We start from the raw sequence: 21744 nt of genomic DNA, 5'->3' as shown, positions 1-21744 counted from the left end.
TATTTATTTCTTCACCGTCAGTCTTTCAATGCGCTTCTCCTGTTTTCCTTCAATCAGTGATTGAACATAGATGCTCGGGGTATGAATATAATTCGGATCCAGTTCACCAATCTCATAAAGCGTCTCCACTTCTGCAATTGTCACTTTGCCGGCTGCTGCAATCATCGGATTGAAGTTTCGGGCTGTTTTATGATAAACAAGATTGCCCATCTTATCGCCCTTCCATGCTCTCACAAGGCTGAAGTCTGCTTTCAGCGCTTCTTCAAGGAGATATTCCTTGCCGTTAAACAGCTTCGTCTCTTTCCCCTCTGCAATTGGGGTCCCTACTCCAGCCGGTGTGTAAAAAGCAGGTATGCCTGCGCCGCCTGCACGGATTTTCTCAGCCAGTGTTCCTTGAGGGAGCAGCTCTACTTCAATTTCCCCTGAAAGAACCTGTCTTTCAAACTCTTTGTTTTCCCCAACATATGAGCCAACCATTTTCTTAATTTGTTTATTTTTTAAAAGCAGTCCAAGTCCCCAATCGTCAACACCGCAGTTATTCGAGATGACTGTCAGATCCTTAACCCCTTTTTCAACTAAAGCCAAAATAAGGTTTTCCGGAATTCCGCACAGACCGAAACCGCCAACCATAAGGACGGCACCATCGTGAATTTCCTGAACCGCTTCACTGAAGGAAGTATAAATTTTCTTCACTTCAATCGCTCCTTTCATTAAAAAGTACTTATTTTTACTAACTAGTATCAAAAACGGCTATGCAAGCTCCACTACTGTAGCTACCCCTTGGCCTCCGCCAATGCAAAGAGTTGCAAGGCCTTTCTTTGCCTGTCTTTTTTGCATCTCATGAATTAGGGTTACGAGGATTCGTGCTCCGCTTGCGCCGATTGGATGTCCGAGTGCAATGGCCCCGCCATTAACATTCAGAATCTCCTTGTTAAAACGAAGCTCCCTGTCAACTGCCAGCGCCTGGGCTGCAAATGCCTCGTTTGCTTCAATAAGCTCTAATTCATCCATGGAAACAGATGCCTTTTCAAGCGCTTTTTTTACTGCTGCAACAGGACCAATGCCCATGATGCTCGGATCTACACCTGCACTTGCATTTCCTTTAATCGCCACTAATGGCTTAAGCCCCAGTTCATCTGCTCTCTTTCTGCTCATAACCAGCAATACAGCCGCCCCGTCATTAATCCCGGAAGCATTTCCGGCTGTTACGCTGCCATCTTTCTTAAACGCCGGACGCAGGCCTGCGAGCTTTTCAGCAGTTGTCCCTTTTTTCGGATACTCGTCTGTATCAAAAACAATCGGATCCCCTTTTCGCTGAGGAATTTCAACCGGAACGATTTCATCTTTGAATTTTCCTTCTTCGATTGCCTTTGCCGCCTTTTCCTGGCTGTCTGCGGCAAATTTGTCCTGTTCTTCCCTGCTCAGCTCATATTTCGAGCAAAGATTTTCAGCCGTAACTCCCATATGGTAATCATTAAAAGCACACCAGAGACCGTCTGAAATCATCGAATCTATAAGTTTTTGGTCACCCATTTTAAAGCCATTTCTTGCATTTTTCAGTATGTAAGGCGCCTGGCTCATATTCTCCATGCCGCCTGCAATCACTGCTTCGGCATCGCCGGCCAAAATGGCCTGTGCTGCTAAATGGACCGCCTTCAGCCCTGAACCGCAAACTTTATTAATCGTCATTGCGGAAACGCTTTCAGGAAGACCCGCTTTAAGAGCTGCCTGCCTTGCTGTGTTTTGGCCCAGGCCTGCCTGCAGGACATTTCCCAGGATTACTTCATCTATTTGATCCGGTGTTACACCAGCTTTTTCAAGAGCGCCTTTTATTGCAATCGCCCCAAGCTCTGGTGCTGATACATCTTTTAGACTTCCATTGAAACTGCCGATTGCTGTCCGGACAGCGCTGACTATTACAACTTCGGTTTGTGCCATCTCTCTCATCCTTTCAAAACATCTCTTTGCTTATATTCGTGCAGGGATATCAAAATTCCTTTTATTTTGTCAAAATTTCTATTATTCTTGCAATCGAAAATACTTTCCTAATACAATAAATTTAAGGATATCGAGAAAACGCTTACCAAAAATTAAATTATGAAACGGGAGAGGAAAACATGACGCTTGCATTTCCAGATAAAGTAACAATTATTGAAGTGGGCCCGCGGGATGGACTGCAAAACGAAAAGTCGTTTGTACCGACTGAAGTTAAGAAAGACTTTATTAAAAGTTTAAAAAATGCAGGATTAACAGAATTGGAGCTTACTTCATTTGTGTCTCCTAAATGGGTTCCGCAGATGGGGGATGCAGCTGAAATTACGGCAGATTGTCTTGATGCAAATACAAGGGATATCGTGCTTGCCCCGAACCGCAAAGGCATTGACAGAGTATATATGACTGATTGCCGGGCTGTTGCCGTTTTCGTTGGTGTAAGCAATACATTTAACAAGAAAAACATCAATAAAACTACTCAGGAAAGTATGGATGAACTAAAGCCGATTATCGGAGAACTGAAGGAGAAAGGTTACTTTGTCCGTGCCTGCATCTCAACGGCATTTTATTGTCCGTATGAAGGAGCCATCGATCCTGAAGATACAGTTGGACTATGCCGCCAATTTACAGAGGCAGGGGCTGATGAATTAAGCGTGGCAGATACGATCGGAATGGCTGCTCCCCATGAATCATACATGCTTTTTTCCCGTTTAAAAGAAGAGTTTCCAAATACTCTGCTGACTGCTCACTTCCATGACACAAGAAAAATGGCCCTCACAAATATTTTTGCAGCCATGCAGGCAGGTGTCGACCGATTTGACACATCCGCCGGCGGACTTGGCGGATGCCCATTTGCCCCTGGCGCTGCAGGCAACGCTGCAACAGAAGATGTTGTTTATATGCTTGAGCGCATGGGAATTGAAACCAATGTTAACCTGGATCAATTAATGGAAGCTGTAAAAATTGTTCAGCCTCATCTTTCCAGGCCGATTGAAAGCACCTATTTCAGGCTGAATGCTCAAACTGTCCAATAGTATTACAGCTTTCGATGAATAATGCCCCCTTTTTTATCGCATCTTATTAGATGAAAGCATCTGTCGAATTCAGGTTCAGCTGCAGCCATTAAAAGGGGGATAATCCGATGAGCCACAAACGCGATAAAGGATCCAGCCAGAAGGGGAAGCCGAATTCCGATACAGTCAGCCAGACGATTGCTGCCGAGGAATTGGAAAAGGCGATTCATCCAACTAAAAGACAAAACGCACAGCAATAAGCCGCCGCAGGAGCGGCTTTTTTTGTGCCGCGAGCCCTTCATAAAATTTCAGTTTGTCCCGGCTCACATCTCTGTTTTAATTTTATCCAGAATGGTAAAATAAAGTAAAACTTCAATCAGTGGGGATTTCCCGTGATTGACTGCGATAAAGAAAAAAGATGGAGGGATGGGTTTGAGAAGGTTTTTTCGTTATTTATTTTCCATCGTTCTCTTTCTTTCATCACTCGGCGTCTATTTTACAAATAGGCTTATGTTTATGAAAAAGAAGGAAGATGACTTTATTTTAGAAAGGGAGAAGGAGTCCGGCAGACTTGATCTGATCAAGTATGAAAGCCTCCCGAAAAGAGAAGTGCTTATTCCTTCCCCATTTGGCTATAACTTAAAAGCCGTGGCTGCTGAACCCCATAAAAACAGCCGCTATATCATTATTTCACACGGTGTTACGGAAAATAAAATGAACTCGATTAAATATATGAACCTCTTTCTGGAAAGGGGGTTTAACGCTGTAATCTATGATCATCGCCGCCACGGAGAATCCGGGGGAAAGACGACAAGTTACGGTCATTATGAAAAGTTTGATCTAAAAGCAATTGTTGATTGGCTTAAAGCGGAAAAAGGCCCCGATATCCAGATCGGCATTCATGGTGAAAGCATGGGGGCTGCCACCATGCTCCTTTATGCGGGAATGCTTGAAGACGGTGCCGACTTTTACATTGCCGATTGCCCTTTTTCTGATTTTAAGGAGCAGCTGGCTTACCGTTTAAAAACCGAGATGAAGCTGCCCGCTAAACTCTTTTTGCCTGTTGCTGATCTATTCCTGCGGATGCGGGAGAAATACTCCATTGCAGACGTTTCGCCTATTTCCGTTATAGACAATATAAAGAAGCCCATCCTGTTTATCCACAGTGAAAAAGATGATTTTATTTTGCCGACCATGTCCGAAGCTTTGTATGAAAAGAAACAAGGCCCTAAAAAACTTTACCTTGCTGCCAATGGGATCCATGCCCAATCCTTTAACGAAAACAGAGAGGATTATGAAAAAGTCATTGACGAGTTTTTGGAGCAGTATGTCAGCAGCAAAGATACTTTATCACAATAGAAGCAGCTGGCTTCAGTGTAAGCCAGCTGCTTCATATAAGATTTTCTAATTTTTCTTTTTCTTTATGATTTCCTTTCCATCTGCCGACAGCCCTCTTGCAGTATGAAAATCTCCCATTTTAAAATAATAGCGTTTGTTTTCTTTTTTGATAATAGCCGCTTCTTCGAATTTCTCTGCCTTGCCGGCTACCTCTACTTTTTTAATATCTCTGCTTTGAATTTCACCAAAAATTATTGGTAATCTGTTTTCCAGATTACCTTCCTTATCGTAATCATAGAAGGTATCTGAATAAACGGTCATATGTTCATTCTCATAATGCTCCCAATGGTTATGGCCCTCATTTTTCCAGCCCTTTTTGTCACTGCCTTTCAAATAGGCAGCTGCCATGGCCTCGACCTCATTTTGCCCATCATTCTGCTGCGTTAAATACAGCAGTATGACTCCATCTTTTACCTTTTCTTTATGTAAGACTTCTTTTACATTGAATGGAATTCCATCATCAATCGCCTGGCCCATTGTTGCTGTACTGCACCCCGACAAAATCAGGAAAGCTGCCGCCAGAAAAAATAACTTCCACTTCATTCAAATCTCCCCCAATCAGCACTCTCTTCACCCATAATGACAAACATCCTGTTATCTAACCTTTTACTAATATATTAAAACCTTATTTTCCAGAATTTTGGAAGGGTATTTTTACCTATCTCAGCCTATTAAAAAGACCGCCTTCCCTCAGCGGCCGTCTGCTACTTCATTATTATTTTGTTTTATCAATAAAGCTCATTCTTGGGTTTAAATACTGATTCGGGCTTTTTAACTGATAGCAATTTGCCTTCTCTGAAAAGTCTATCGTTAATCTTTCATCCAAAAATACTTCCTTGGATTTTTCCACATATACGCTGCCGGTGTTTGTTTTGATTTCCCTGTCATCTTCATCCAGCTCTTCAACAAGCCAGAGTGCCGCGACTCCGCTTACCACACAGCCGCAGCCGTCTATATCATACTTTAGCTTTATGAATCCATCTTTGCCGGCAATCCGTCCCGATAATTTTTCTGCCGCCAACTCAGTTAATGTTATTTCCATGTTGTAAAACTACCTCCCTTTGCATATGCTGATTTTAACACAGATAGGCATAACTTGCTTCTGAAAGAGACAGCTGCTATTGAGCCGCCTAATAAAGATTTTTAGAAAGGATGATTGGATATGTCCAAGGCGCAGATTAAAGTAATGGATAATGGATCGCTGCGTGTAACAGGTGATGTAGAGTTAATTGATATGGATGGCAATAAATTCGAAACAAAAAAAACCTTCTCCCTTTGCCGCTGCGGAAGATCCTTGAAAATCCCATTTTGTGATGGCACTCATAAAGGAACTTTCCAATCCTGTGTCCGCGCGGAGAAAGCTTCCGATGACAAGCAATAAGGGTGGAAACGGGGACAGTCATCCCCGTTTTTTTTCATTTTTTATTCTTGCGGGTGTTGCTCTTTCATTCTGTATAATCCCTTGAAGCCGTTCCCGGTCCCTGTCCGTACTGTCTTCCCCGGCCCCTGGTGCGATATTGGACATTGGCAGCTGTTCCAGTTCTTTTCCTCTAGGCATATTTCATACACCTCCCTGCTGTTAAGGTGCTTCCCTCGTCCAAAAATACCCGTTTTAAATTCATCCATTTCAGACAGCACTACTCTTCCGTGAACCGCGCATCCGCTATATCGTTAATGGAAATACGGTGAATTTCCCCAAACCGATCAACAACATGAAGCTTTTGGCCAAAGTCATCCCAATAATGAATGCTCCCGATAACCAGTTCATAATTTCTGCCCCTGTAATGTGTAAGTGTAACGTTTTTTTGAAATTCCATTGCTTCCGAAAGAATTTCATTCATATATTCAAGCTTCTGCTCATCCAATTCCCGCTTTTGCTCGTATGTGTCTTCCTTTGCCCAGTCTCTTAAGAGCTTTACATGTTCCGGCAGCATCATGGAAGTCCATTTAATTCTGCCCCGATCGCGAATCATAAGCTGACCCTCCTTTTACATTTTATGGCCGCCAACCAATGTCGCACGGTGTTTGGCGGTTCCTGCGCCTGTATAAGAGACGGCTCTCAGAAGAGCTCCTCCTCCAAACTTGGAGCGGATCCGGTCGACAGTATAGCCGAGCTCCCTTTTTTTCCAGCCATCCGAGTCGAACAGACTCAGCTGCATTTCGCAGTCATCCGTAATATTGCCGAGGGAAATGGAAATCTGCCGTACTGTTTTCCCCTCATAATTCTCGTCAAAAAGCTCGAGGCAGACCCGATAAAGATCCATCGTAATATTGGTTGGCTGATCAACTGTCCTGGAGCGGTAAAACCCCCCTCCGAATTCATCCTGGCTGTAGCCAAGACCAAAGCTGATGGTTCTGCCGGCTTTGCGGTGGCTGCGGGCCCTTCTTGCCACTTCTTCACACATCTCAAGGACCACATGCTTAATTTCCTTTTCCTCTTTGTAATCCCTCAGTAAAATCTGGCTTTTGCCGAAGCTGATCTGCCCTGCCATAATCGGCGCGCCTATTTCCGACAAATCAATACCCCATGCATGGTGATAGAGCTGATTGCCCATAATCCCAAACTTCTTCTCGAGCTTAGCCAGATCATAGCGGGCAAGCTGGCCGACTGTAAAAATCCCCATTCCATTCAATGTCTTTTCAACACGGCGGCCGATGCCCCACATTTCCCGTAACGGCGATATATTCCACAACTTTGTTTTTACATCTCCATACGTCCATTGTGCAACTCCCTTTTTTTTCGCCTCAAGGTCCAGGCACAGCTTTGACATTAGCAAATTAGGCCCTATTCCTATGGCACAGGGAAGCTGAAATTCCCGTTCAATATCATCTTTTATTTTCCAGGCAATCGTCTGGGCATCACCCCAGAGATGCACTGCGCCGTCTACTTTTATAAAGCTTTCATCGACACTGTACGTATGGATGGCTTCCTTGGGGACATATCGGTTAAACACTCTGGTGATTTCAGTGGAGATTCTTAAATAAGTCGCCATTTTCGGCTCCTCAACTCGAATGCGCGAATCATTGGGGACCTCAAAAAGACGGGACCCTGTCTTTATTCCAAACTCTTTTTTCATTCGTGGAGAGGCCGCCAGAACAACGCTCCCCTTCCGTTCCACATTCCCGGCAATTACAAGATAGCAGTCAAGAGGATCCAGACCAAGCATGACAGCAGAACAGCTTGCATAAAAGCTCTTCATATCAACACACAAAATTTGATTGTTCGGCATTGAGCTGTAATCAACCATGACTTCGACATCCTCCTTCAAAAAAAAGCGTAAGGCGCTGCTTATCAGCTTCTATGCTGCATAGCCCCTCTGAGAAAAAATATATATCGCAAGAACATCTGTTCTGTATATGTATACCCATTATATTAAGCGAATATGCGTTCGGTTTCAATGGAAATTTTACGCGGTTTTTCTTAAAAGTGGTTCTTTCTCCCCGGGACAGACGCCTCACCAGCCAAAAACAAAAGAAGCTGCAGGCATTTGGCTGCAGCTTCTGAGCTTCTTATTTTTGATTGAATGCGCGTTTTCCAATTTTTTCGAACAGTCCTGGAAAAAGGGCATAGATAATGCTCCCCGCATTCATCCACCGCGGAAGGTTGATTTCCCTGACAGGCCGTAGCATGGCATTGACTACCTTGAGGGCCACGTATTCGGGCTTAAGCATATATTTGCTTACATTTTTCACGTATGTGCCCTTTTCATCTGCAATAGTAAAGAAATTGGTTTCAATCGGTCCGGGGTTAACTGCCGTCACAAACACATTGCTGTCAGTAAGCTCCATCCGAAGGCTGTTTGTATAGCCAAGAACCGCATGTTTGGTGGCGGAATAGACACTCGATTTCGGTGTGGCCATTTTGCCGGCCTGTGAAGCGATATTAATAATATGGCCGCTCCTCTGTTTCCTCATCACTGGCAGCACCATGCTCGTGCAGGCCATTAAGCCAACAACGTTTACATCAAACATTCCCTTTATTTCTTCAACTTTTGCTTCATGCGCCTCCCTGAAAACACCGAAACCCGCGTTATTCACAAGAACGTCTATGTGACCAAACCGGGCAATGATCTCTGAAAAAACAGCCGAAACTTCGTCAGTGTCCGAAACATCAAGCTTCTGCACATGAACATCAACTGAATAACGCTTCCGCAAGTCTGCCTGCAGCTCCTGCAATTTGTCAAGGCGGCGGGCAAGAAGGACAAGATTTGCTCCCCTCTCGGCACAAAGGACGGCCATTTGCGCCCCGATTCCGCCTGATGCACCGGTGATAATCACATTTTTATTTTTTAATCTGTCTGACAATCAAACCACCTCTTTTGATGCGGAATACAAGAATGCTTCCTCCTCTTTATTTATATAAATCTCTCCTATTGAATGCAAATAGTCAAGCTGTGCGACTGTTTCGGAAATGGTCAGGGAAAGCTCCTTCTCATAAACCTTCGGAAAAAGGCGGCGGCATACCTCAAAAACAGTAAGCGATTCGGACTCAAGCCATGCCTTTACTTTCATCGCCCGCTCATGCTGGCGGCCAAGCCTTTCGTTTATTAACTCATTCACATTTGTAATATCCTCTCCATGTCCGGAGTAAAAAAGGGATATCGGCAGCTGGCGCAGCTTTTTCAGAGACTCGTTATACTGAAGCTGCGGCTTCGGCCTTTCCGCATTGCCGGAAAGCGGCGGCTCCAGGATAGGATTAGGTGAAATGTGTGCAAGCAAATGGTCTCCTCCAAGGAATACACCATCTTTCTCTCTGAACAAACCTATATGGCTCTGTGCATGCCCGGGGGTCTCCATTACCGCCCAATCGTTAAGCCCTTCAGGCTGGCTGCCTTCCTTCAGCTCTCCTGTCAGGGTACGATTGCAGGCATAGCGCAAAGTTTTTTTCATTTTGTTAATAAAGGAAGCATACCTTTCAGGGATTCCAAATTCATTAAACAGTTTTATGTAAAATTCATCATGAAATTTTAGAAATTCGTCAGTACGGGACAGCCACCTTTGGTTAACCGGGTGCCCGAACACATCAAGATTGTCCGGAAAAAAGTCAAGCAGCCCGGCATGATCGGGATGATGATGTGTGAGAACAACCTGTTCAAAATCACCCGGAGTTAAATTCAGCTCTTTAAGCTGGGATTTTAAAGCTTCCCAAGCTTCATCCGTTTTAGGGCCTGCATCGACAAGAGTCAGCTTTTCCCCTTTTACTGCATATACATTAACGTCGCCGACAGGAAAAGGTGTCGGGATAATAAGCTTTGCAATTCCATCCTTCCATTTTGCCATGTTACAATCCTCCCAAAATCACTATATTTAAATAAAATAAAGCTGTTTTTCTATATACTTCCGCAGACATGCTTCCTTTAAGTAAAACTGTTCTGTTATTCCCTTAAATATCAGCATTTGCCATACACACATATTAACGGAATTCAATAACATAATTTAGAAATTTACATATATAAAAATAAGTGTACCGTTCTTTTTAGTAATTGTCATTATTTTCACATAACTTTTATGCAATATTAATAATCTTTTGAAAAATACCGCTTGACAAATAAGTGTGTCTTCTTGCATAATCACAATTAAAATTTGATTTTCATAAATCAAAGCTGTACTTCTGTACAGCAGAAACATGGCGATGAATAAGATTAGTAAATGGAAAACGGCGAAAGAGAGTGAAGCTCGAGCGGCTGAAAGGCTTCACCGTCCACTTGACCATTGAACCTGCCTTATGAGCTGTTAGGAAAACCTAAACGCACCCCCGGCGTTATCGGGATCGAGATGCCTTTTCAAAAACACAGCGGCTGCGGCAGGCATGCTGCACGAAGAAAGAAAAGGCAATGAAGGTGGTACCGCGGAAGCAAAGTCTTTTCGTCCTTTACTGGATGGAAAGGCTTTTTTATTTTTAACAGCCGGTAAATAGAGCAAACAATAAGGAGGAATAACCAAATGAAAAAATTAGCTATTGTAGGAGCAGGATCAATGGCAGAAGCGTTAATATCAGGAATCGTCGAAAGCCGGCTCATTACCGGCAGCAAAATTTGGGTGACAAACCGATGCAGCAGGAAAAAGCTGCAATCCTTGCAAAAAGCCTATGGCGTTCAGGCCACTTATAATCTCAGTGAACTGTTAAGCGGGGCTGACGCTGTTATTTTAGCGATGAAGCCAAAAGATGCTCAGGAAGCCATCAATCTCATAAAGCCTTATTTACAGGAAGACATGCTGATCATTTCCGTTCTCGCCGGCGTTTCGATCGAAAGCATTGAATTTTTGGCAGGAAAAAAGCTGCCAGTCGTAAGAGCCATGCCAAATACATCAGCAGCAGTCGGAAAATCAGCAAGCGCCTTATCGGCTAATGAAAGAGTGAACAGAGAACAGATGAAAGCAGTAAGAGGCATTTTTGATACAGTGGGAAAATCAGCATTTGTTGAGGAAAGTCAGCTGGATGCTGTAACAGGCCTGTCAGGCAGCGGACCGGCATATATATACTATCTTGCGGAAGCTATGGAAAAAAGCGCGGAAGAAATCGGGCTCGAAAAGGGTATGGCGAAAGAATTCATCATCCAGACACTCATCGGGGCAGCCGAAATGCTGGCCCGATCAGCCAAGGACCCTCAGCAGCTTAGGAAAGAAGTAACAAGCCCTGGCGGCACCACTGAAGCAGGCGTAAAAGTGCTTGAAGCGAACGGAGTGCAGGAAGCTTTCATTGAATGCATCAAGGAAGCGACAGCCCAATCGAGGCGGCTTGGCCAAAACTTCAGCAGCACCGTCAAAATTTAGCTGACGGCATCCCCTATAAAACGCCGTCTTATTGCAAACTATGAAAAAAGGATGAGAAACCTGCAAATGCTCATTATTCTATTAAGCGCAAGCCTCCTGGTATGGATTGCAGTACTAATTGATGCCGTTCTGGGACTAAAAAGCCTGGACCGCCTTGAAGATAGCGATACGATGACTGAAGGCCCCCTTCTTTCTGTTATTACAGCGGCAAGGAATGAAGAAGCGAAGCTTACGGAGAGCTTAGAAACCCAGCTGCGGCAAAGCTATAAGCGCATTGAATGGATATTGGTCAATGACCGTTCAGCCGACAGCACAGGAAGCATCATGGGCCATATTCAGAAGAAAGATCCAAGGGTTAAGTGCATTCATATTGATTCCCTCCCTAGCGGATGGCTGGGAAAAAACCACGCTCTTTATAAAGGATATATGGAATCATCAGGGGAATTAATTCTGTTTACAGATGCCGATGTGTTATTTAAAAAGGATGCCTTCAGCAAGGCGGTTCATTATTTCAGCAAGAATGACCTGGATCATTTAACGGCGGCACCGAGCTTGACGGGCAGGAGTTTCTGGCTCAACACGTTCATTGCTTTTTTTCTTTTCGGCTTCTCCTATTATAAACGCCCATGGCTGGCGAATAATCCACGTTCAAAGAGCGGCGTTGGCATTGGGGCATTTAATATGGTGTCCAGGCATTCCTATGAAGCAATCGGAACACACAAGGCATTAAAAATGCGTCCTGATGATGATTTAATGCTTGGAATGAAAATCAAACAGAACGGCCTCAGGCAGAAATTTGCAACGGCGATGGATCTGATTGAAGTTGAATGGTATGAAAGCTTAATAGAAGCCTTTAAAGGATTGGAGAAAAATACTTTTGCAGGCCTTCATTACCGTATTAGCATGGTGCTATTTGCAATTGCCGGCACATTCTTTTCTCAGGTGCTTCCCTTTTTCTCCATTTTTTCAACTGACAAAATGATTTTCAGTCTAAGCCTTGCAAACATTGTTTTAATAGCAGGTGTTTATACAATCATTACAAAAAGAATGTCCAAATTTTCTCCGCTTCTGTTTACTGTATTTCCTATTACAGCTCTCCTGTTTATTTATTCTATAATCCGTGCCAGCATTCTAACCTTTGTACGGGGCGGCATAGTCTGGAGAGGTACATTATATAAGTTAAGCGAATTGAGGAATAAACGCTGAAAGCACACACCTTCCTAAATGCATGTTCTTTTTCATTTTTGGAACTGCCTGATATACTTAATATTTAGGATAGCGAAATAAGGAGGCAGAAATTATGGAAACGAAGCTCTTTTCACCTTTTACAATTAAAGGTGTCACCTTTAAAAACAGAATTGTTATGGCACCGATGTGCATGTACTCAAGCCATAATGAAGACGGAATGGTTGAAAACTGGCACCGGATTCATTATGCGAGCCGGGCTGTCGGGCAGGTGGGATTAATTATCCTGGAGGCAACAGCTGTGACTCCACAGGGCCGGATTTCTCCTCAGGATCTGGGGATATGGAGTGACGATCACATCGCAGGCCTGAAGGAATTAACCGGGCTAGTGAAAGAACACGGTGCTTCATCTGGAATACAGCTTGCGCATGCCGGCAGAAAAGCGACTGTTGAAGGAGAAATTCTCGCCCCATCAGCTATTGCATTTAATGAAAAAATGAAAACACCAAAAGAAATGACAAAAGAAGAAGTATCAGAAACTGTCCAGGCATTCAAAAAAGGCGCTGAAAGAGCGAAAAAAGCCGGCTTTGAAGTAATTGAAATTCATGCTGCACACGGCTATCTGATCAATGAGTTTCTCTCACCCCTAAGCAATAAACGGAATGATGAGTATGGGGGATCGGCTGAAAACCGATACCGCTTCCTCCGTGAAGTCATTGAAGCCGTTAAAGCCGTTTGGGATGGCCCTTTATTTGTCAGAGTATCAGCCCATGATTATCATGATGAAGGGTTAACCTCAGAGGATTATGCAGAAATGGGAAAATGGATGAAGGAGCAGGGAGTGGATTTAATTGATGTAAGCTCCGGAGCAGTAGTGCCAGCCAGAATACATACTTACCCGGGCTACCAGGTCAAATTCTCTGAAACCATTAAAGAAGGTGCGAATATCCAGACTGGTGCAGTCGGGCTTATTACATCCGGCCTGCAGGCTGAAGAAATCCTTCAAAACGAACGGGCTGATTTAATCTTTATTGCCAGAGAATTGCTGAGAGACCCCTATTGGCCGCGGACAGCAGCAAACGAACTTGGTGCATCAATCGAACCTCCTAAGCAATATGAACGGGGATGGCTGTAGCATAAAAACGAGGGATGGCACCTGTTAGCTGCCATCCCTCGTTTTTATTATATAATCTGCAGTGAATCAAGGAATACAATGATAATAACCAGAGGAACCACATAGCGCAGAAGGAAATACCACGCGGAAAAGATTCCATTCAGCGACTTTGAACCTTGAATCAATTCACTTCTCAGCAGGTCTTTCTTCATTTTGTAGGACACAAATATGGAGATCAGCAAAGCTCCTACCGGCATCAAGATGTTGCTGACAAGGAAATCAGCAGCATCAAAGATGATTTTGCCGAAAATTGAAATATCGGATAAGCTGCTGAAGGATAATGCCGATGGGACCCCGACGATAAAGATTGCCAGTCCTGTCAGCCAGGCTGCACGGGTTCTGCCACTTCCCTTCTTATTCGTCAGAGCAGCCACCACAATTTCAAGCATTGAAAAAGCGGATGTTAAGGTTGCAAATAGAAACAGTGCAAGGAAGAAGAGCAGGAACACTCTCCCAAACAGAATCTGATCAAAAACAGATGGCAGGACAATGAACAATAAGCCAGGACCTGCAGCAGGCTCAAAGCCCAATGAGAACACAGCAGGGAAAATAGCCAGTCCAGCCAGAACTGAAATAAATAAGTTCATTCCGACAACAGAAAATGCAGGCTGCATCAGATTTTCTTTTTTAGATAGATAAGAGCTGTACGTTACCATAACCGATACCCCGACACTTAGGGAGAAAAACGATTGGCCCATCGCATATAGTACGGTTTCAGACGTTAGGTTTGAAAAATCAGGCTTTAAAAAGAACGAGACGCCTTCCATCGCATTATCCAGTGTCAGGGATCGTGCAATCAAAATAATAAATAAAAGAAACAAAGCCGGCATCATAATTTTGCTGACCTGCTCGATCCCCTTCTGGACGCCTTTGGCAACCACTAAAACAGTTATGAATAAAAAGATCCCTTGTGCCGATACAACAGATACAGAGTCTGACACGGCTGCGCCAAATAGCTCTTCATAATTGCCTGCACCATTCATAGACCCGGTAACCCCATATACAATGTACTTCAGAATCCACCCGCCTATTACACTATAGAAGGATAAAAGCAGAAAACACGTGAATACGCCAAGGTAGCCTATCCAGTGCCATTTAGTTCCCGGAGCAATATCCTTATATGCCGAGATTGCCTCCTTCCCCGTACTGCGGCCAATCACAAACTCAGCCAGCAAAAGCGGAAAACCAATTAAAAGGGAAAATAACAGAAATAATAATATAAATGCCCCGCCTCCGCTTGTTCCCGTCACATACGGAAGCTTCCAAATTGCTCCAAGTCCGATTGCCGAACCGGCCGATGCTAAAATAAATCCTATCTTCGATGACCATTGCTCATTTTGCTGCATGCCTGTACCTCCAAATTTTTTTAAAAACAAAAAAGCCACATTCTTCAAAAGGGACGTGAATTTAGATTCACGCGGTACCACCCTTTTTGAAAGCATGTGACTTTCCACTCGAAAATATAACGGATTTACCGTCTTTTCTGCTAAATGCAGGAAAGATAAGCTCCAAGATGAAATTCATTTTATCTTTGTGCCAGTTTCCACCATCCACTGGCTCTCTATAAACAGGGAGATAAAACTTAGTAGAGTCTCTTCATAGCTTTTTACTATAATGTTTTAAAGTATAAGTGTGATTATAGTATGCATGCAGAGAACCGTCAATGCCAAATTTGAAAAATTCAATTTTTCCAGGCATTACTTTTCATTCCAAATCCGCTTCCATACTGTATCATCACCATTTACTTTTATCTCGAAAACATCCGGGTTACTCATTTTCATCAGATGCTCAAAGCCTGCATTTTCATCGAAATGGCGAAGCAGCAGCGTTGATAAATTGCCATGGCTGACCAGAACGATGTGATTCTCATTGGACGCGATTAATTCATCCAGCAGGGAAGAAGCTCGTTTCATTCCTGATGAATGAGATTCTCCCCCTTCAAAAACGAGATCAAAATCGGAAAAGCTTTGCTTAAGCTTTTCCTGCCAATCATCAAAAAGAATAGAGCTCAGCACCCTTTCACCCAAACGGCTTTCCTCAATAATATCCAGATTTCTGGACTGTGCAAGCGGCCGGATTGTTTCAATCGCCCTCACAAAAGGGCTTGAGTATATGCGATTAATTTCTTTGCCTTTAAAGAAATCAATTAATTTTAATGCCTGTTCCCTTCCCCTTTCTGTCAATTTGGCGGAGAAAGGCTGGCCCTCAGCCTTTGCATGGCGCACGATATAGAAAGTTTTCAATTAATTCGCCTCTCCTTCATCAAGCGGGATATGAATTTCTTTAAAGTCCTCAGCAATAACCGTATTGGGGAAAATGGTCTGTGATTCTTTAACAAGCTGTTCCCAATCCTGGCGTTCATATCGTGAACTGATATGATTCAGGCAAAGTTTCCTTGCATTCGCCTCGAGGGCAACCTGAGCAGCCTGCAGGGTCGTCGAATGAAAATAATCGTATGCAAGCTTCTCTTCCCCCCCGGAGAAGGTTGCCTCATGTATTAAAAGGTCAGCATCGGCTGCTAAATCTATTGCCGCATCGCAGAATCTGGTATCTCCCAGCACCGTGACAATTCTTCCCTTTTGAGCCGGCCCCAGGAAATTTTTTGCTTCGAGAATTCTTCCATCCTCAAGCTCTATGTTTTCCCCATTCTTAATTTTCTTATATATCGGACCCGGTTTGATTCCCGCTTCAGCAAGTTTGTCCGCAAGCAATGTGCCCGGACGGTCCTTTTCTGTAATCCGGTAACCATAAGAGGATATTCCGTGTTCGAGCATGCGGGCTTCCACCTTAAAATCTTCTTCATCAAGCACAATACCCTCAGTGATTTCAGCTACCTTTAAAGGATACTTAAGGTATGTGCCGCTGACAGATAGCGAAACTTCAATAAATTTTTTCAAACCTTTTGGTCCATATAGAGTAACCTCTGTATCACCGCCCTGGAAAGAGCGGCTGGAAAGCAGGCCGGGCAGACCATATATATGGTCACCATGAAGATGAGTGATAAAGATTTTCTCAATTCTTCTCGGTTTAATGCTTGTATGTAAAATTTGATGCTGGGTCGCTTCGCCACAGTCAAAAAGCCATATGCTCCCTCTTTCATCCAGGAGCTTTAAAGCCATCGAAGATACATTCCTCAGTTTAGCCGGAATTCCTGCTCCCGTTCCCAGAAAAAAAATGTCCATATGACAAATACCTCCTTTCGGCAATTTAGGGGTTAACCTGTCTGGTCTTGTAAGAATATAAACAATATACCATAGCAGCCTCGGAATTCATTCAATTAACAATTGTTTTTTGTGTTATTTGAAAGGATAGTTCCTGGCTGTTAGATAGAAACTAAGGTAAAAAGGACAAACATAATATTTGCGAAAATAGCTGTAAACAGATACAATTTTATACTTGTACAGACGTTTTTTGTAATGCAATATAACAGCTTCTTCTCAAGCTGAGGACGGACAAAAGTCAGTCCCGCCTTACATACAGAAATTTTGTCGAAAAGAGGTTCTAGAATCGTGAAAACAAACGAAAAACCGGCCGGATTAATAATGATATTTGGAGCAACAGGGGATTTGGCAAAGAGAAAATTGTTTCCCTCACTTTACCGCTTATACAAAAAGGGCAGGCTGTCTGATCGCTTTGCCGTAGTAGGGGTTGCCAGAAGGCCGCTATCAAATGATGAGTTTCAGGCAAGTGTTAAAGCCTCTGTTGAGTCCGCTATAAAAGATAACAAAGAACTTGAAGATTTTATTTCTCACTTTTACTATCATTCGCATGATGTGACAGATTCCAGTTCCTATTTGGCATTAAAGAGCATGGCGGAAGACTTGGATACTCACTATTCCCTTGAAGGCAACCGCATTTTTTACCTTGCCATGGCACCTGAGTTTTTCGGAACCATTGCAGAGCATTTAAAAGCAGATGGCCTGACAGATGTAAATGGGTTTAAGCGTCTTGTCATTGAAAAACCATTTGGGCATGATCTTGAATCAGCGAAGCATCTTAATAAGCAAATCCGAAAAGCTTTTTCAGAAAGTGAAATTTACCGGATTGATCACTACCTGGGGAAAGAGATGGTGCAAAACATTGAAGTGATCCGTTTTGCTAATGCTATATTTGAACCTTTATGGAACAATCGCTATATCTCAAATATCCAGGTTACATCGAGCGAAGTACTTGGTGTAGAAGAACGCGGCCGCTACTATGAAAAAAGCGGAGCTCTTCGTGACATGGTTCAAAACCATATGCTGCAAATGGTCGCCTTATTGGCAATGGAACCGCCAATCCGCCTGACAACAGATGAAATCAGATCTGAAAAAGTAAAAGTTTTAAGAGCCATGCGTCCAATTGAAGGCGATCAGGTGAGAGATTACTTTGTCCGCGGCCAGTACGGAAAAGGCCATTTAAATGGAAAAGAAGTACCAGCTTACAATCAAGAGCCGATGGTGGATGAACAATCAAACACCGAAACGTATGTAGCAGGCAAGCTGATGATTGACAATTTCCGCTGGGCAGGTGTGCCTATCTACATTCGTACAGGAAAAAGGATGGCTGCTAAATCAACGAAAATTGTTATCCAGTTCAAGGACATTCCGATGAACTTATATTATCAGACTGAGCAAACACTAAATCCGAACCTGCTGGTGATCCATATTCAGCCTGAAGAAGGCATTACCCTTTATTTAAATGCCCAAAAATCAGGCCAAAACATTGAAGCCACACCGGTAAAATTAAACTTTGCCAACAAAGGCATCGATGACATGAATACACCTGAAGCATATGAAAGGCTTTTATATGATTGCATGCGCGGTGACGCAACAAACTTTACACACTGGGATGAAGTGGCTCTTTCCTGGAGCTTTGTCGACAAGATTTCCGACTTTTGGGAAAACACAAGAGAAGAAGGCTTCCCTAATTACGAATCCGGTTCCATGGGTCCTAAAGAAGCAGACCGGCTGCTTGAAAAAGACGGTTTCTTCTGGTGGCCTGTAACTGACCTTGATGTGGAACAGTGTTAATGATTCTGAGAACCCCTGCTGATGCAGGGGTTTTTATTTTTTGAAAGACAAAAAACAGCGCCACACGGACGCTGTTTTTATTTTATTATTCCATCCAGTTTGTATGAAAAATGCCTTCTTTGTCTGTACGCTGATAGGTATGTGCACCAAAGTAGTCACGCTGTGCCTGAAGAAGGTTTGCAGGCAATGTTTCTGTGCGGTAGCTGTCATAATAGGACAAAGCAGCCGCAAAACATGGTACAGGAATGCCGTTCTTTACAGCCACGCTGATGATTTCACGGGCAGCATCCTGATAGCTTTCCACGATTTCCTTGAAATACGGATCAAGAAGGAGATTCTTCAAGCCTGGCTTACGGTCATATGCTTCCTTGATTTTCTGCAGGAATTGCGCACGGATAATGCAGCCGCCGCGGAAAATCATCGCAATATCACCATATTTCAGATCCCATCCATATTCTTCGGAAGCTGCTCTCATTTGAGCAAAGCCTTGTGCATATGAACAGATTTTACTCATGTAAAGGGCTTTGCGGACACTCTCGATAAATGCTTTTTTATCGCCTGTGAAGTCCTGTGCAGCTGGCCCGCGAAGAACTTTGCTTGCATTCACACGTTCTTCTTTCATGGCAGAAATGAATCGGGCAAAAACGGATTCAGTAATGATTGGAAGCGGTACACCGAGGTCAAGCGCACTTTGGCTTGTCCATTTGCCGGTTCCCTTTTGGCCTGCTGTATCAAGGATGACATCTACCAGCGGCTTTCCGGTTTCCTCATCTTTTTTCGTGAAAATATCAGCCGTAATTTCAATCAGATAGCTGTCAAGTTCGCCTTTATTCCATTCTGCGAATACTTTATGGAGCTCTTCAGCAGTCAAACCAAGCACGTTTTTCAAAAGAAAATAAGATTCGGAAATCAGCTGCATATCGCCGTATTCAATGCCGTTATGGACCATTTTCACATAATGCCCCGCCCCATCCGGACCAATATATGTGGTGCATGCTTCGCCATTAACCTTTGCTGCAATATCTTGAAAAATCGGGGCAACCAGCTCGTAGGCTTCTTTTTGGCCGCCAGGCATAATGGAAGGTCCCTTCAAAGCGCCCTCTTCACCGCCGGAAACACCCGTACCGATGAAATGGATGCCCAGCTCGCTTAATTCCTTATTGCGGCGCTGCGTATCCACAAAGAAGGTATTTCCTCCATCTATCAGAATATCCCCTTTATCCAGCAGAGGCTTTAACTGCTCAATTGTCGCATCTGTCGGACCGCCTGCTTTCACCATAAGCATGATTTTGCGGGGTTTTTCCAGAGAATCAACAAACTCTTCAATTGTATATGTACCTTTAAAGTTTCTTCCTTCCACTTCCTTAAGCATCTCATCCGTTTTTTCACGTGACCGGTTAAAAACAGACACTGAGTACCCTCTGCTTTCGATATTCATGGCAAGATTTTTGCCCATGACGGCTAAGCCGATAACACCAAACTGTGATTTCGTCATCTCTTATTACTTCCCTTCCAGCCTTTATGCGTTACATACAAAATCCAATAAAGTGAAACTTCAATCAGTGGGGGTTTTCCTTATCCCCCACTGATTGTTAGTTGAACCAATCGGGCCTTTACGGGCAGTTTGATCCCCACTTATCCTCCTTTGATTCCTCTGAGTCTTGAAGTGGGGGTCTTACTGCCCGTTAGACTGCGATAAAATAATCCACTCTACTTTAGCAAGATTCCTATTCTGATTCAACTTTCCTGTCTTAGTTTTGCTTATATCCGACTGAAAAACTCATGAATTATCATCTTTTTCTTTTTTATCGCTTCTTCCTGGACTGCCATGCAAAAAGTCTTTATTAAAGCTGGTGTCAGTGCCGATTTTGGGGCTGGTCAATTTCATGTCCGAAAGTGCACCCGCATTGTCGATTATTTTAGTGCCGTATTTCTTGCGCAAAAGATCCATTGTCTGAAATAACGGCTCCTTTCTGGCATCTTTTTCAAAACTGAACAGATCCAGCTGCTTAACCGCCTGTTCGGGTTCGACAAGGTCTGTCCCTGTAATGCCAAGAAGCCGTACTGCATTTCCATTCCAATGTTTTATAAAAAGCTCTTTTGCCATTTGGTAAATTTCTTCATCCTGCTGAATCGGATTCTTCAGTTTGCGGCTTCTGGTAATGGTTTTTCTGTCCTTATACCTGATGGTAATTCCGAGAGTGACCGCCATAACCTTTTTCCGTTTCAATCTGGAAGAAACCTGTGCAGCCAACTTTTCAAATACATGGAGCAGCTCTCTTTGATTTGAAACATCCCTCGGCAGTGTGGTCGAATTTCCTACACTTTTAAATTCAGATGCCGAGTCCGGATCGACTTTTCTAAAATCCTGGCCATTGGCCTTTTGTTTCAGCCTCGGGCCATTGATGCCCAGCGCTGCTTTTAAGATAATTTCATCCGCTTTTGCTAATTCGCCAATTGTGGTGATGTTAAGATTTCTCAGTTTTTCTCCGGTTTTTCTGCCGACTCCGTGCATTTCTTCCACTTCCATCGGCCATAGGATATGCGGAACATCCCTTTTTCTGAGAACTGTAATCCCCATAGGTTTTTTCATGTCAGAAGCCATCTTGGCTAAAAATTTATTAGGGGCAACACCTATGCTGCAGGGCAAATCGAGCTGCTGAAATACCTGCTTTTGGATCGTCTCGGCAATTTCTATGGGGCTCCCAAACTCATAACTGTCTGTTATGTCCACATATCCTTCATCAATCGATACAGGTTCAACAAGAGAAGAATATTCGCGCAATATATCAAACATTCCCATAGAAGCTGCACGATATCTCTCAAAATTAGGCTTCATGATAATCAGCTGGGGACAGAGCTTTTTAGCCTCCCATAGAGGCATGGTGGTTTTTACCCCGAATTTCCTTGCCTCATAGCTGCAAGTTACAATAATACCGCGTCTCTCCTCCGGATTCCCTGCGATTGCTAAAGGCTTACCCTTTAATGACGGATCATAAGCCATCTCAACCGAAGCATAAAAACTATTCATATCAACATGAAGGATAACCCTCCCGTTTTTTGGATACATTTGTTTCATGCAGGCACTTCCCTGTAAATATAATTCAATTCCATTTTAGCAAATATTTTTCTTTTCTATTAATCAGAGACTTTTGTAAAAGCGAAAACAGGGAATCTCTCTCTGATCCCCTGTTTT

At 43.4% G+C, this 21744-nt stretch carries 22 protein-coding genes and 1 other annotated feature; of the genes, 8 read left to right on the top strand and 14 right to left on the bottom strand.

The features are described from left to right. Nucleotides 1-3 precede the first annotated feature (3 nt). Complete coding sequence (locus NYE23_RS02515) at nucleotides 4-693, bottom strand: CoA transferase subunit A (RefSeq protein WP_341075223.1); 690 nt, start codon at nucleotides 691-693, stop codon at nucleotides 4-6. Nucleotides 694-750: 57 nt separating this feature from the next. Continuing rightward, nucleotides 751-1938 carry an acetyl-CoA C-acetyltransferase gene (locus NYE23_RS02510; RefSeq protein WP_341075222.1) on the bottom strand — a complete coding sequence of 396 codons (1188 nt, stop codon included), beginning with the start codon at nucleotides 1936-1938 and terminating at the stop codon, nucleotides 751-753. A gap of 179 nt (nucleotides 1939-2117) precedes the next feature. Between NYE23_RS02510 and NYE23_RS02505 the strand changes: the two genes are divergently transcribed. The 3 genes from NYE23_RS02505 to NYE23_RS02495 all read left to right on the top strand — a co-directional run bounded on the left by NYE23_RS02505 (nucleotide 2118) and on the right by NYE23_RS02495 (nucleotide 4364). Continuing rightward, complete coding sequence (locus NYE23_RS02505; protein ID WP_341075220.1) at nucleotides 2118-3026, top strand: hydroxymethylglutaryl-CoA lyase; 909 nt, start codon at nucleotides 2118-2120, stop codon at nucleotides 3024-3026. Between the two features lie 107 nt (nucleotides 3027-3133). Beyond that, a complete protein-coding gene (locus NYE23_RS02500; RefSeq protein ID WP_341075219.1) occupies nucleotides 3134-3265 on the top strand; it encodes a hypothetical protein in 132 nt (43 codons plus the stop codon). A gap of 172 nt (nucleotides 3266-3437) precedes the next feature. Then, complete coding sequence (locus NYE23_RS02495) at nucleotides 3438-4364, top strand: alpha/beta hydrolase (protein ID WP_341075218.1); 927 nt, start codon at nucleotides 3438-3440, stop codon at nucleotides 4362-4364. A gap of 45 nt (nucleotides 4365-4409) precedes the next feature. Here the strand turns inward: NYE23_RS02495 and NYE23_RS02490 are convergent, their stop codons facing one another. Together NYE23_RS02490 and NYE23_RS02485 are read right to left on the bottom strand one after the other, a co-directional pair. Further along, a complete protein-coding gene (locus NYE23_RS02490; protein WP_341075217.1) occupies nucleotides 4410-4946 on the bottom strand; it encodes a hypothetical protein in 537 nt (178 codons plus the stop codon). A 172-nt stretch (nucleotides 4947-5118) separates the two neighbouring features. Next, nucleotides 5119-5445, bottom strand: coding sequence for an iron-sulfur cluster biosynthesis family protein (locus NYE23_RS02485; RefSeq protein ID WP_341075215.1), 327 nt, complete (start codon nucleotides 5443-5445; stop codon nucleotides 5119-5121). A gap of 120 nt (nucleotides 5446-5565) precedes the next feature. On the opposite strand from NYE23_RS02485, the gene NYE23_RS02480 reads away from it, so the two are divergent. Further along, nucleotides 5566-5784 carry a CDGSH iron-sulfur domain-containing protein gene (locus NYE23_RS02480; protein WP_341075214.1) on the top strand — a complete coding sequence of 73 codons (219 nt, stop codon included), beginning with the start codon at nucleotides 5566-5568 and terminating at the stop codon, nucleotides 5782-5784. Between the two features lie 18 nt (nucleotides 5785-5802). Here the strand turns inward: NYE23_RS02480 and NYE23_RS02475 are convergent, their stop codons facing one another. The 5 genes from NYE23_RS02475 to NYE23_RS02455 all read right to left on the bottom strand — a co-directional run bounded on the left by NYE23_RS02475 (nucleotide 5803) and on the right by NYE23_RS02455 (nucleotide 9683). Then, a complete protein-coding gene (locus NYE23_RS02475; protein ID WP_341075213.1) occupies nucleotides 5803-5961 on the bottom strand; it encodes a hypothetical protein in 159 nt (52 codons plus the stop codon). Between the two features lie 79 nt (nucleotides 5962-6040). Beyond that, nucleotides 6041-6376 (bottom strand): YolD-like family protein, encoded by a 336-nt coding sequence (locus tag NYE23_RS02470; protein ID WP_341075211.1) that lies wholly within the window; start codon nucleotides 6374-6376, stop codon nucleotides 6041-6043. Nucleotides 6377-6391: 15 nt separating this feature from the next. Further along, nucleotides 6392-7651 (bottom strand): Y-family DNA polymerase, encoded by a 1260-nt coding sequence (locus tag NYE23_RS02465; RefSeq protein WP_341075210.1) that lies wholly within the window; start codon nucleotides 7649-7651, stop codon nucleotides 6392-6394. Between the two features lie 262 nt (nucleotides 7652-7913). Next, nucleotides 7914-8708, bottom strand: coding sequence for an SDR family NAD(P)-dependent oxidoreductase (locus tag NYE23_RS02460; protein ID WP_341075208.1), 795 nt, complete (start codon nucleotides 8706-8708; stop codon nucleotides 7914-7916). After that, a complete protein-coding gene (locus tag NYE23_RS02455; protein ID WP_341075206.1) occupies nucleotides 8709-9683 on the bottom strand; it encodes an MBL fold metallo-hydrolase in 975 nt (324 codons plus the stop codon). A 663-nt stretch (nucleotides 9684-10346) separates the two neighbouring features. Between NYE23_RS02455 and proC the strand changes: the two genes are divergently transcribed. The 3 genes from proC to namA all read left to right on the top strand — a co-directional run bounded on the left by proC (nucleotide 10347) and on the right by namA (nucleotide 13497). After that, a complete protein-coding gene (gene proC, locus NYE23_RS02450) occupies nucleotides 10347-11177 on the top strand; it encodes a pyrroline-5-carboxylate reductase (RefSeq protein ID WP_341075205.1) in 831 nt (276 codons plus the stop codon). A gap of 66 nt (nucleotides 11178-11243) precedes the next feature. Beyond that, a complete protein-coding gene (locus tag NYE23_RS02445) occupies nucleotides 11244-12383 on the top strand; it encodes a glycosyltransferase (RefSeq protein WP_341075204.1) in 1140 nt (379 codons plus the stop codon). 94 nt (nucleotides 12384-12477) lie between these two features. After that, nucleotides 12478-13497, top strand: a complete 1020-nt coding sequence (namA, locus tag NYE23_RS02440) for an NADPH dehydrogenase NamA (protein WP_341075203.1) — start codon at nucleotides 12478-12480, stop codon at nucleotides 13495-13497. A gap of 47 nt (nucleotides 13498-13544) precedes the next feature. Here namA and NYE23_RS02435 read toward each other — a convergent pair whose 3' ends face one another. From NYE23_RS02435 to rnz, 3 genes are all read right to left on the bottom strand, one after another. Beyond that, complete coding sequence (locus tag NYE23_RS02435) at nucleotides 13545-14882, bottom strand: sodium-dependent transporter (protein WP_341075202.1); 1338 nt, start codon at nucleotides 14880-14882, stop codon at nucleotides 13545-13547. Between the two features lie 46 nt (nucleotides 14883-14928). Beyond that, nucleotides 14929-15145 (bottom strand) — a binding site (T-box leader). A gap of 88 nt (nucleotides 15146-15233) precedes the next feature. Continuing rightward, nucleotides 15234-15779 carry a histidine phosphatase family protein gene (locus NYE23_RS02430; protein ID WP_341075201.1) on the bottom strand — a complete coding sequence of 182 codons (546 nt, stop codon included), beginning with the start codon at nucleotides 15777-15779 and terminating at the stop codon, nucleotides 15234-15236. After that, nucleotides 15780-16718 (bottom strand): ribonuclease Z, encoded by a 939-nt coding sequence (gene rnz / locus NYE23_RS02425; protein WP_341075200.1) that lies wholly within the window; start codon nucleotides 16716-16718, stop codon nucleotides 15780-15782. 360 nt (nucleotides 16719-17078) lie between these two features. Between rnz and zwf the strand changes: the two genes are divergently transcribed. Then, nucleotides 17079-18548, top strand: coding sequence for a glucose-6-phosphate dehydrogenase (gene zwf / locus NYE23_RS02420; RefSeq protein ID WP_341080576.1), 1470 nt, complete (start codon nucleotides 17079-17081; stop codon nucleotides 18546-18548). Nucleotides 18549-18633: 85 nt separating this feature from the next. Here zwf and gndA read toward each other — a convergent pair whose 3' ends face one another. Next, nucleotides 18634-20043, bottom strand: coding sequence for an NADP-dependent phosphogluconate dehydrogenase (gene gndA, locus NYE23_RS02415; RefSeq protein ID WP_341075199.1), 1410 nt, complete (start codon nucleotides 20041-20043; stop codon nucleotides 18634-18636). A 285-nt stretch (nucleotides 20044-20328) separates the two neighbouring features. Continuing rightward, complete coding sequence (locus NYE23_RS02410; protein ID WP_341075198.1) at nucleotides 20329-21627, bottom strand: DNA polymerase IV; 1299 nt, start codon at nucleotides 21625-21627, stop codon at nucleotides 20329-20331. Between the last annotated feature and the right edge of the window lie 117 nt (nucleotides 21628-21744).

It is taken from the genome of Cytobacillus sp. FSL H8-0458, assembly GCF_038002165.1.
Taxonomy (GTDB): domain Bacteria; phylum Bacillota; class Bacilli; order Bacillales; family Cytobacillaceae; genus Cytobacillus.
Note: the sequence above shows the minus strand (reverse complement) of the source record. Positions and strands in the feature narration are given on the sequence as shown.

Excerpts from the sequence above, each read along its gene's own strand:
- NYE23_RS02485 (WP_341075215.1), bottom strand. The coding sequence starts at position 5,445 with ATGGAAATAACATTAACTGAGTTGGCGGCAGAAAAATTATCGGGACGG.
- NYE23_RS02410 (WP_341075198.1), bottom strand. The coding sequence starts at position 21,627 with ATGAAACAAATGTATCCAAAAAACGGGAGGGTTATCCTTCATGTTGAT.
- NYE23_RS02490 (WP_341075217.1), bottom strand. The coding sequence starts at position 4,946 with ATGAAGTGGAAGTTATTTTTTCTGGCGGCAGCTTTCCTGATTTTGTCG.
- NYE23_RS02445 (WP_341075204.1), top strand. The coding sequence starts at position 11,244 with ATGCTCATTATTCTATTAAGCGCAAGCCTCCTGGTATGGATTGCAGTA.
- NYE23_RS02435 (WP_341075202.1), bottom strand. The coding sequence starts at position 14,882 with ATGCAGCAAAATGAGCAATGGTCATCGAAGATAGGATTTATTTTAGCA.
- NYE23_RS02505 (WP_341075220.1), top strand. The coding sequence starts at position 2,118 with ATGACGCTTGCATTTCCAGATAAAGTAACAATTATTGAAGTGGGCCCG.
- proC (WP_341075205.1), top strand. The coding sequence starts at position 10,347 with ATGAAAAAATTAGCTATTGTAGGAGCAGGATCAATGGCAGAAGCGTTA.
- rnz (WP_341075200.1), bottom strand. The coding sequence starts at position 16,718 with ATGGACATTTTTTTTCTGGGAACGGGAGCAGGAATTCCGGCTAAACTG.
- NYE23_RS02465 (WP_341075210.1), bottom strand. The coding sequence starts at position 7,651 with ATGGTTGATTACAGCTCAATGCCGAACAATCAAATTTTGTGTGTTGAT.
- NYE23_RS02500 (WP_341075219.1), top strand. The coding sequence starts at position 3,134 with ATGAGCCACAAACGCGATAAAGGATCCAGCCAGAAGGGGAAGCCGAAT.
- namA (WP_341075203.1), top strand. The coding sequence starts at position 12,478 with ATGGAAACGAAGCTCTTTTCACCTTTTACAATTAAAGGTGTCACCTTT.
- gndA (WP_341075199.1), bottom strand. The coding sequence starts at position 20,043 with ATGACGAAATCACAGTTTGGTGTTATCGGCTTAGCCGTCATGGGCAAA.
- NYE23_RS02455 (WP_341075206.1), bottom strand. The coding sequence starts at position 9,683 with ATGGCAAAATGGAAGGATGGAATTGCAAAGCTTATTATCCCGACACCT.
- NYE23_RS02475 (WP_341075213.1), bottom strand. The coding sequence starts at position 5,961 with ATGCCTAGAGGAAAAGAACTGGAACAGCTGCCAATGTCCAATATCGCA.
- NYE23_RS02480 (WP_341075214.1), top strand. The coding sequence starts at position 5,566 with ATGTCCAAGGCGCAGATTAAAGTAATGGATAATGGATCGCTGCGTGTA.
- zwf (WP_341080576.1), top strand. The coding sequence starts at position 17,079 with ATGATATTTGGAGCAACAGGGGATTTGGCAAAGAGAAAATTGTTTCCC.
- NYE23_RS02470 (WP_341075211.1), bottom strand. The coding sequence starts at position 6,376 with ATGATTCGCGATCGGGGCAGAATTAAATGGACTTCCATGATGCTGCCG.
- NYE23_RS02510 (WP_341075222.1), bottom strand. The coding sequence starts at position 1,938 with ATGGCACAAACCGAAGTTGTAATAGTCAGCGCTGTCCGGACAGCAATC.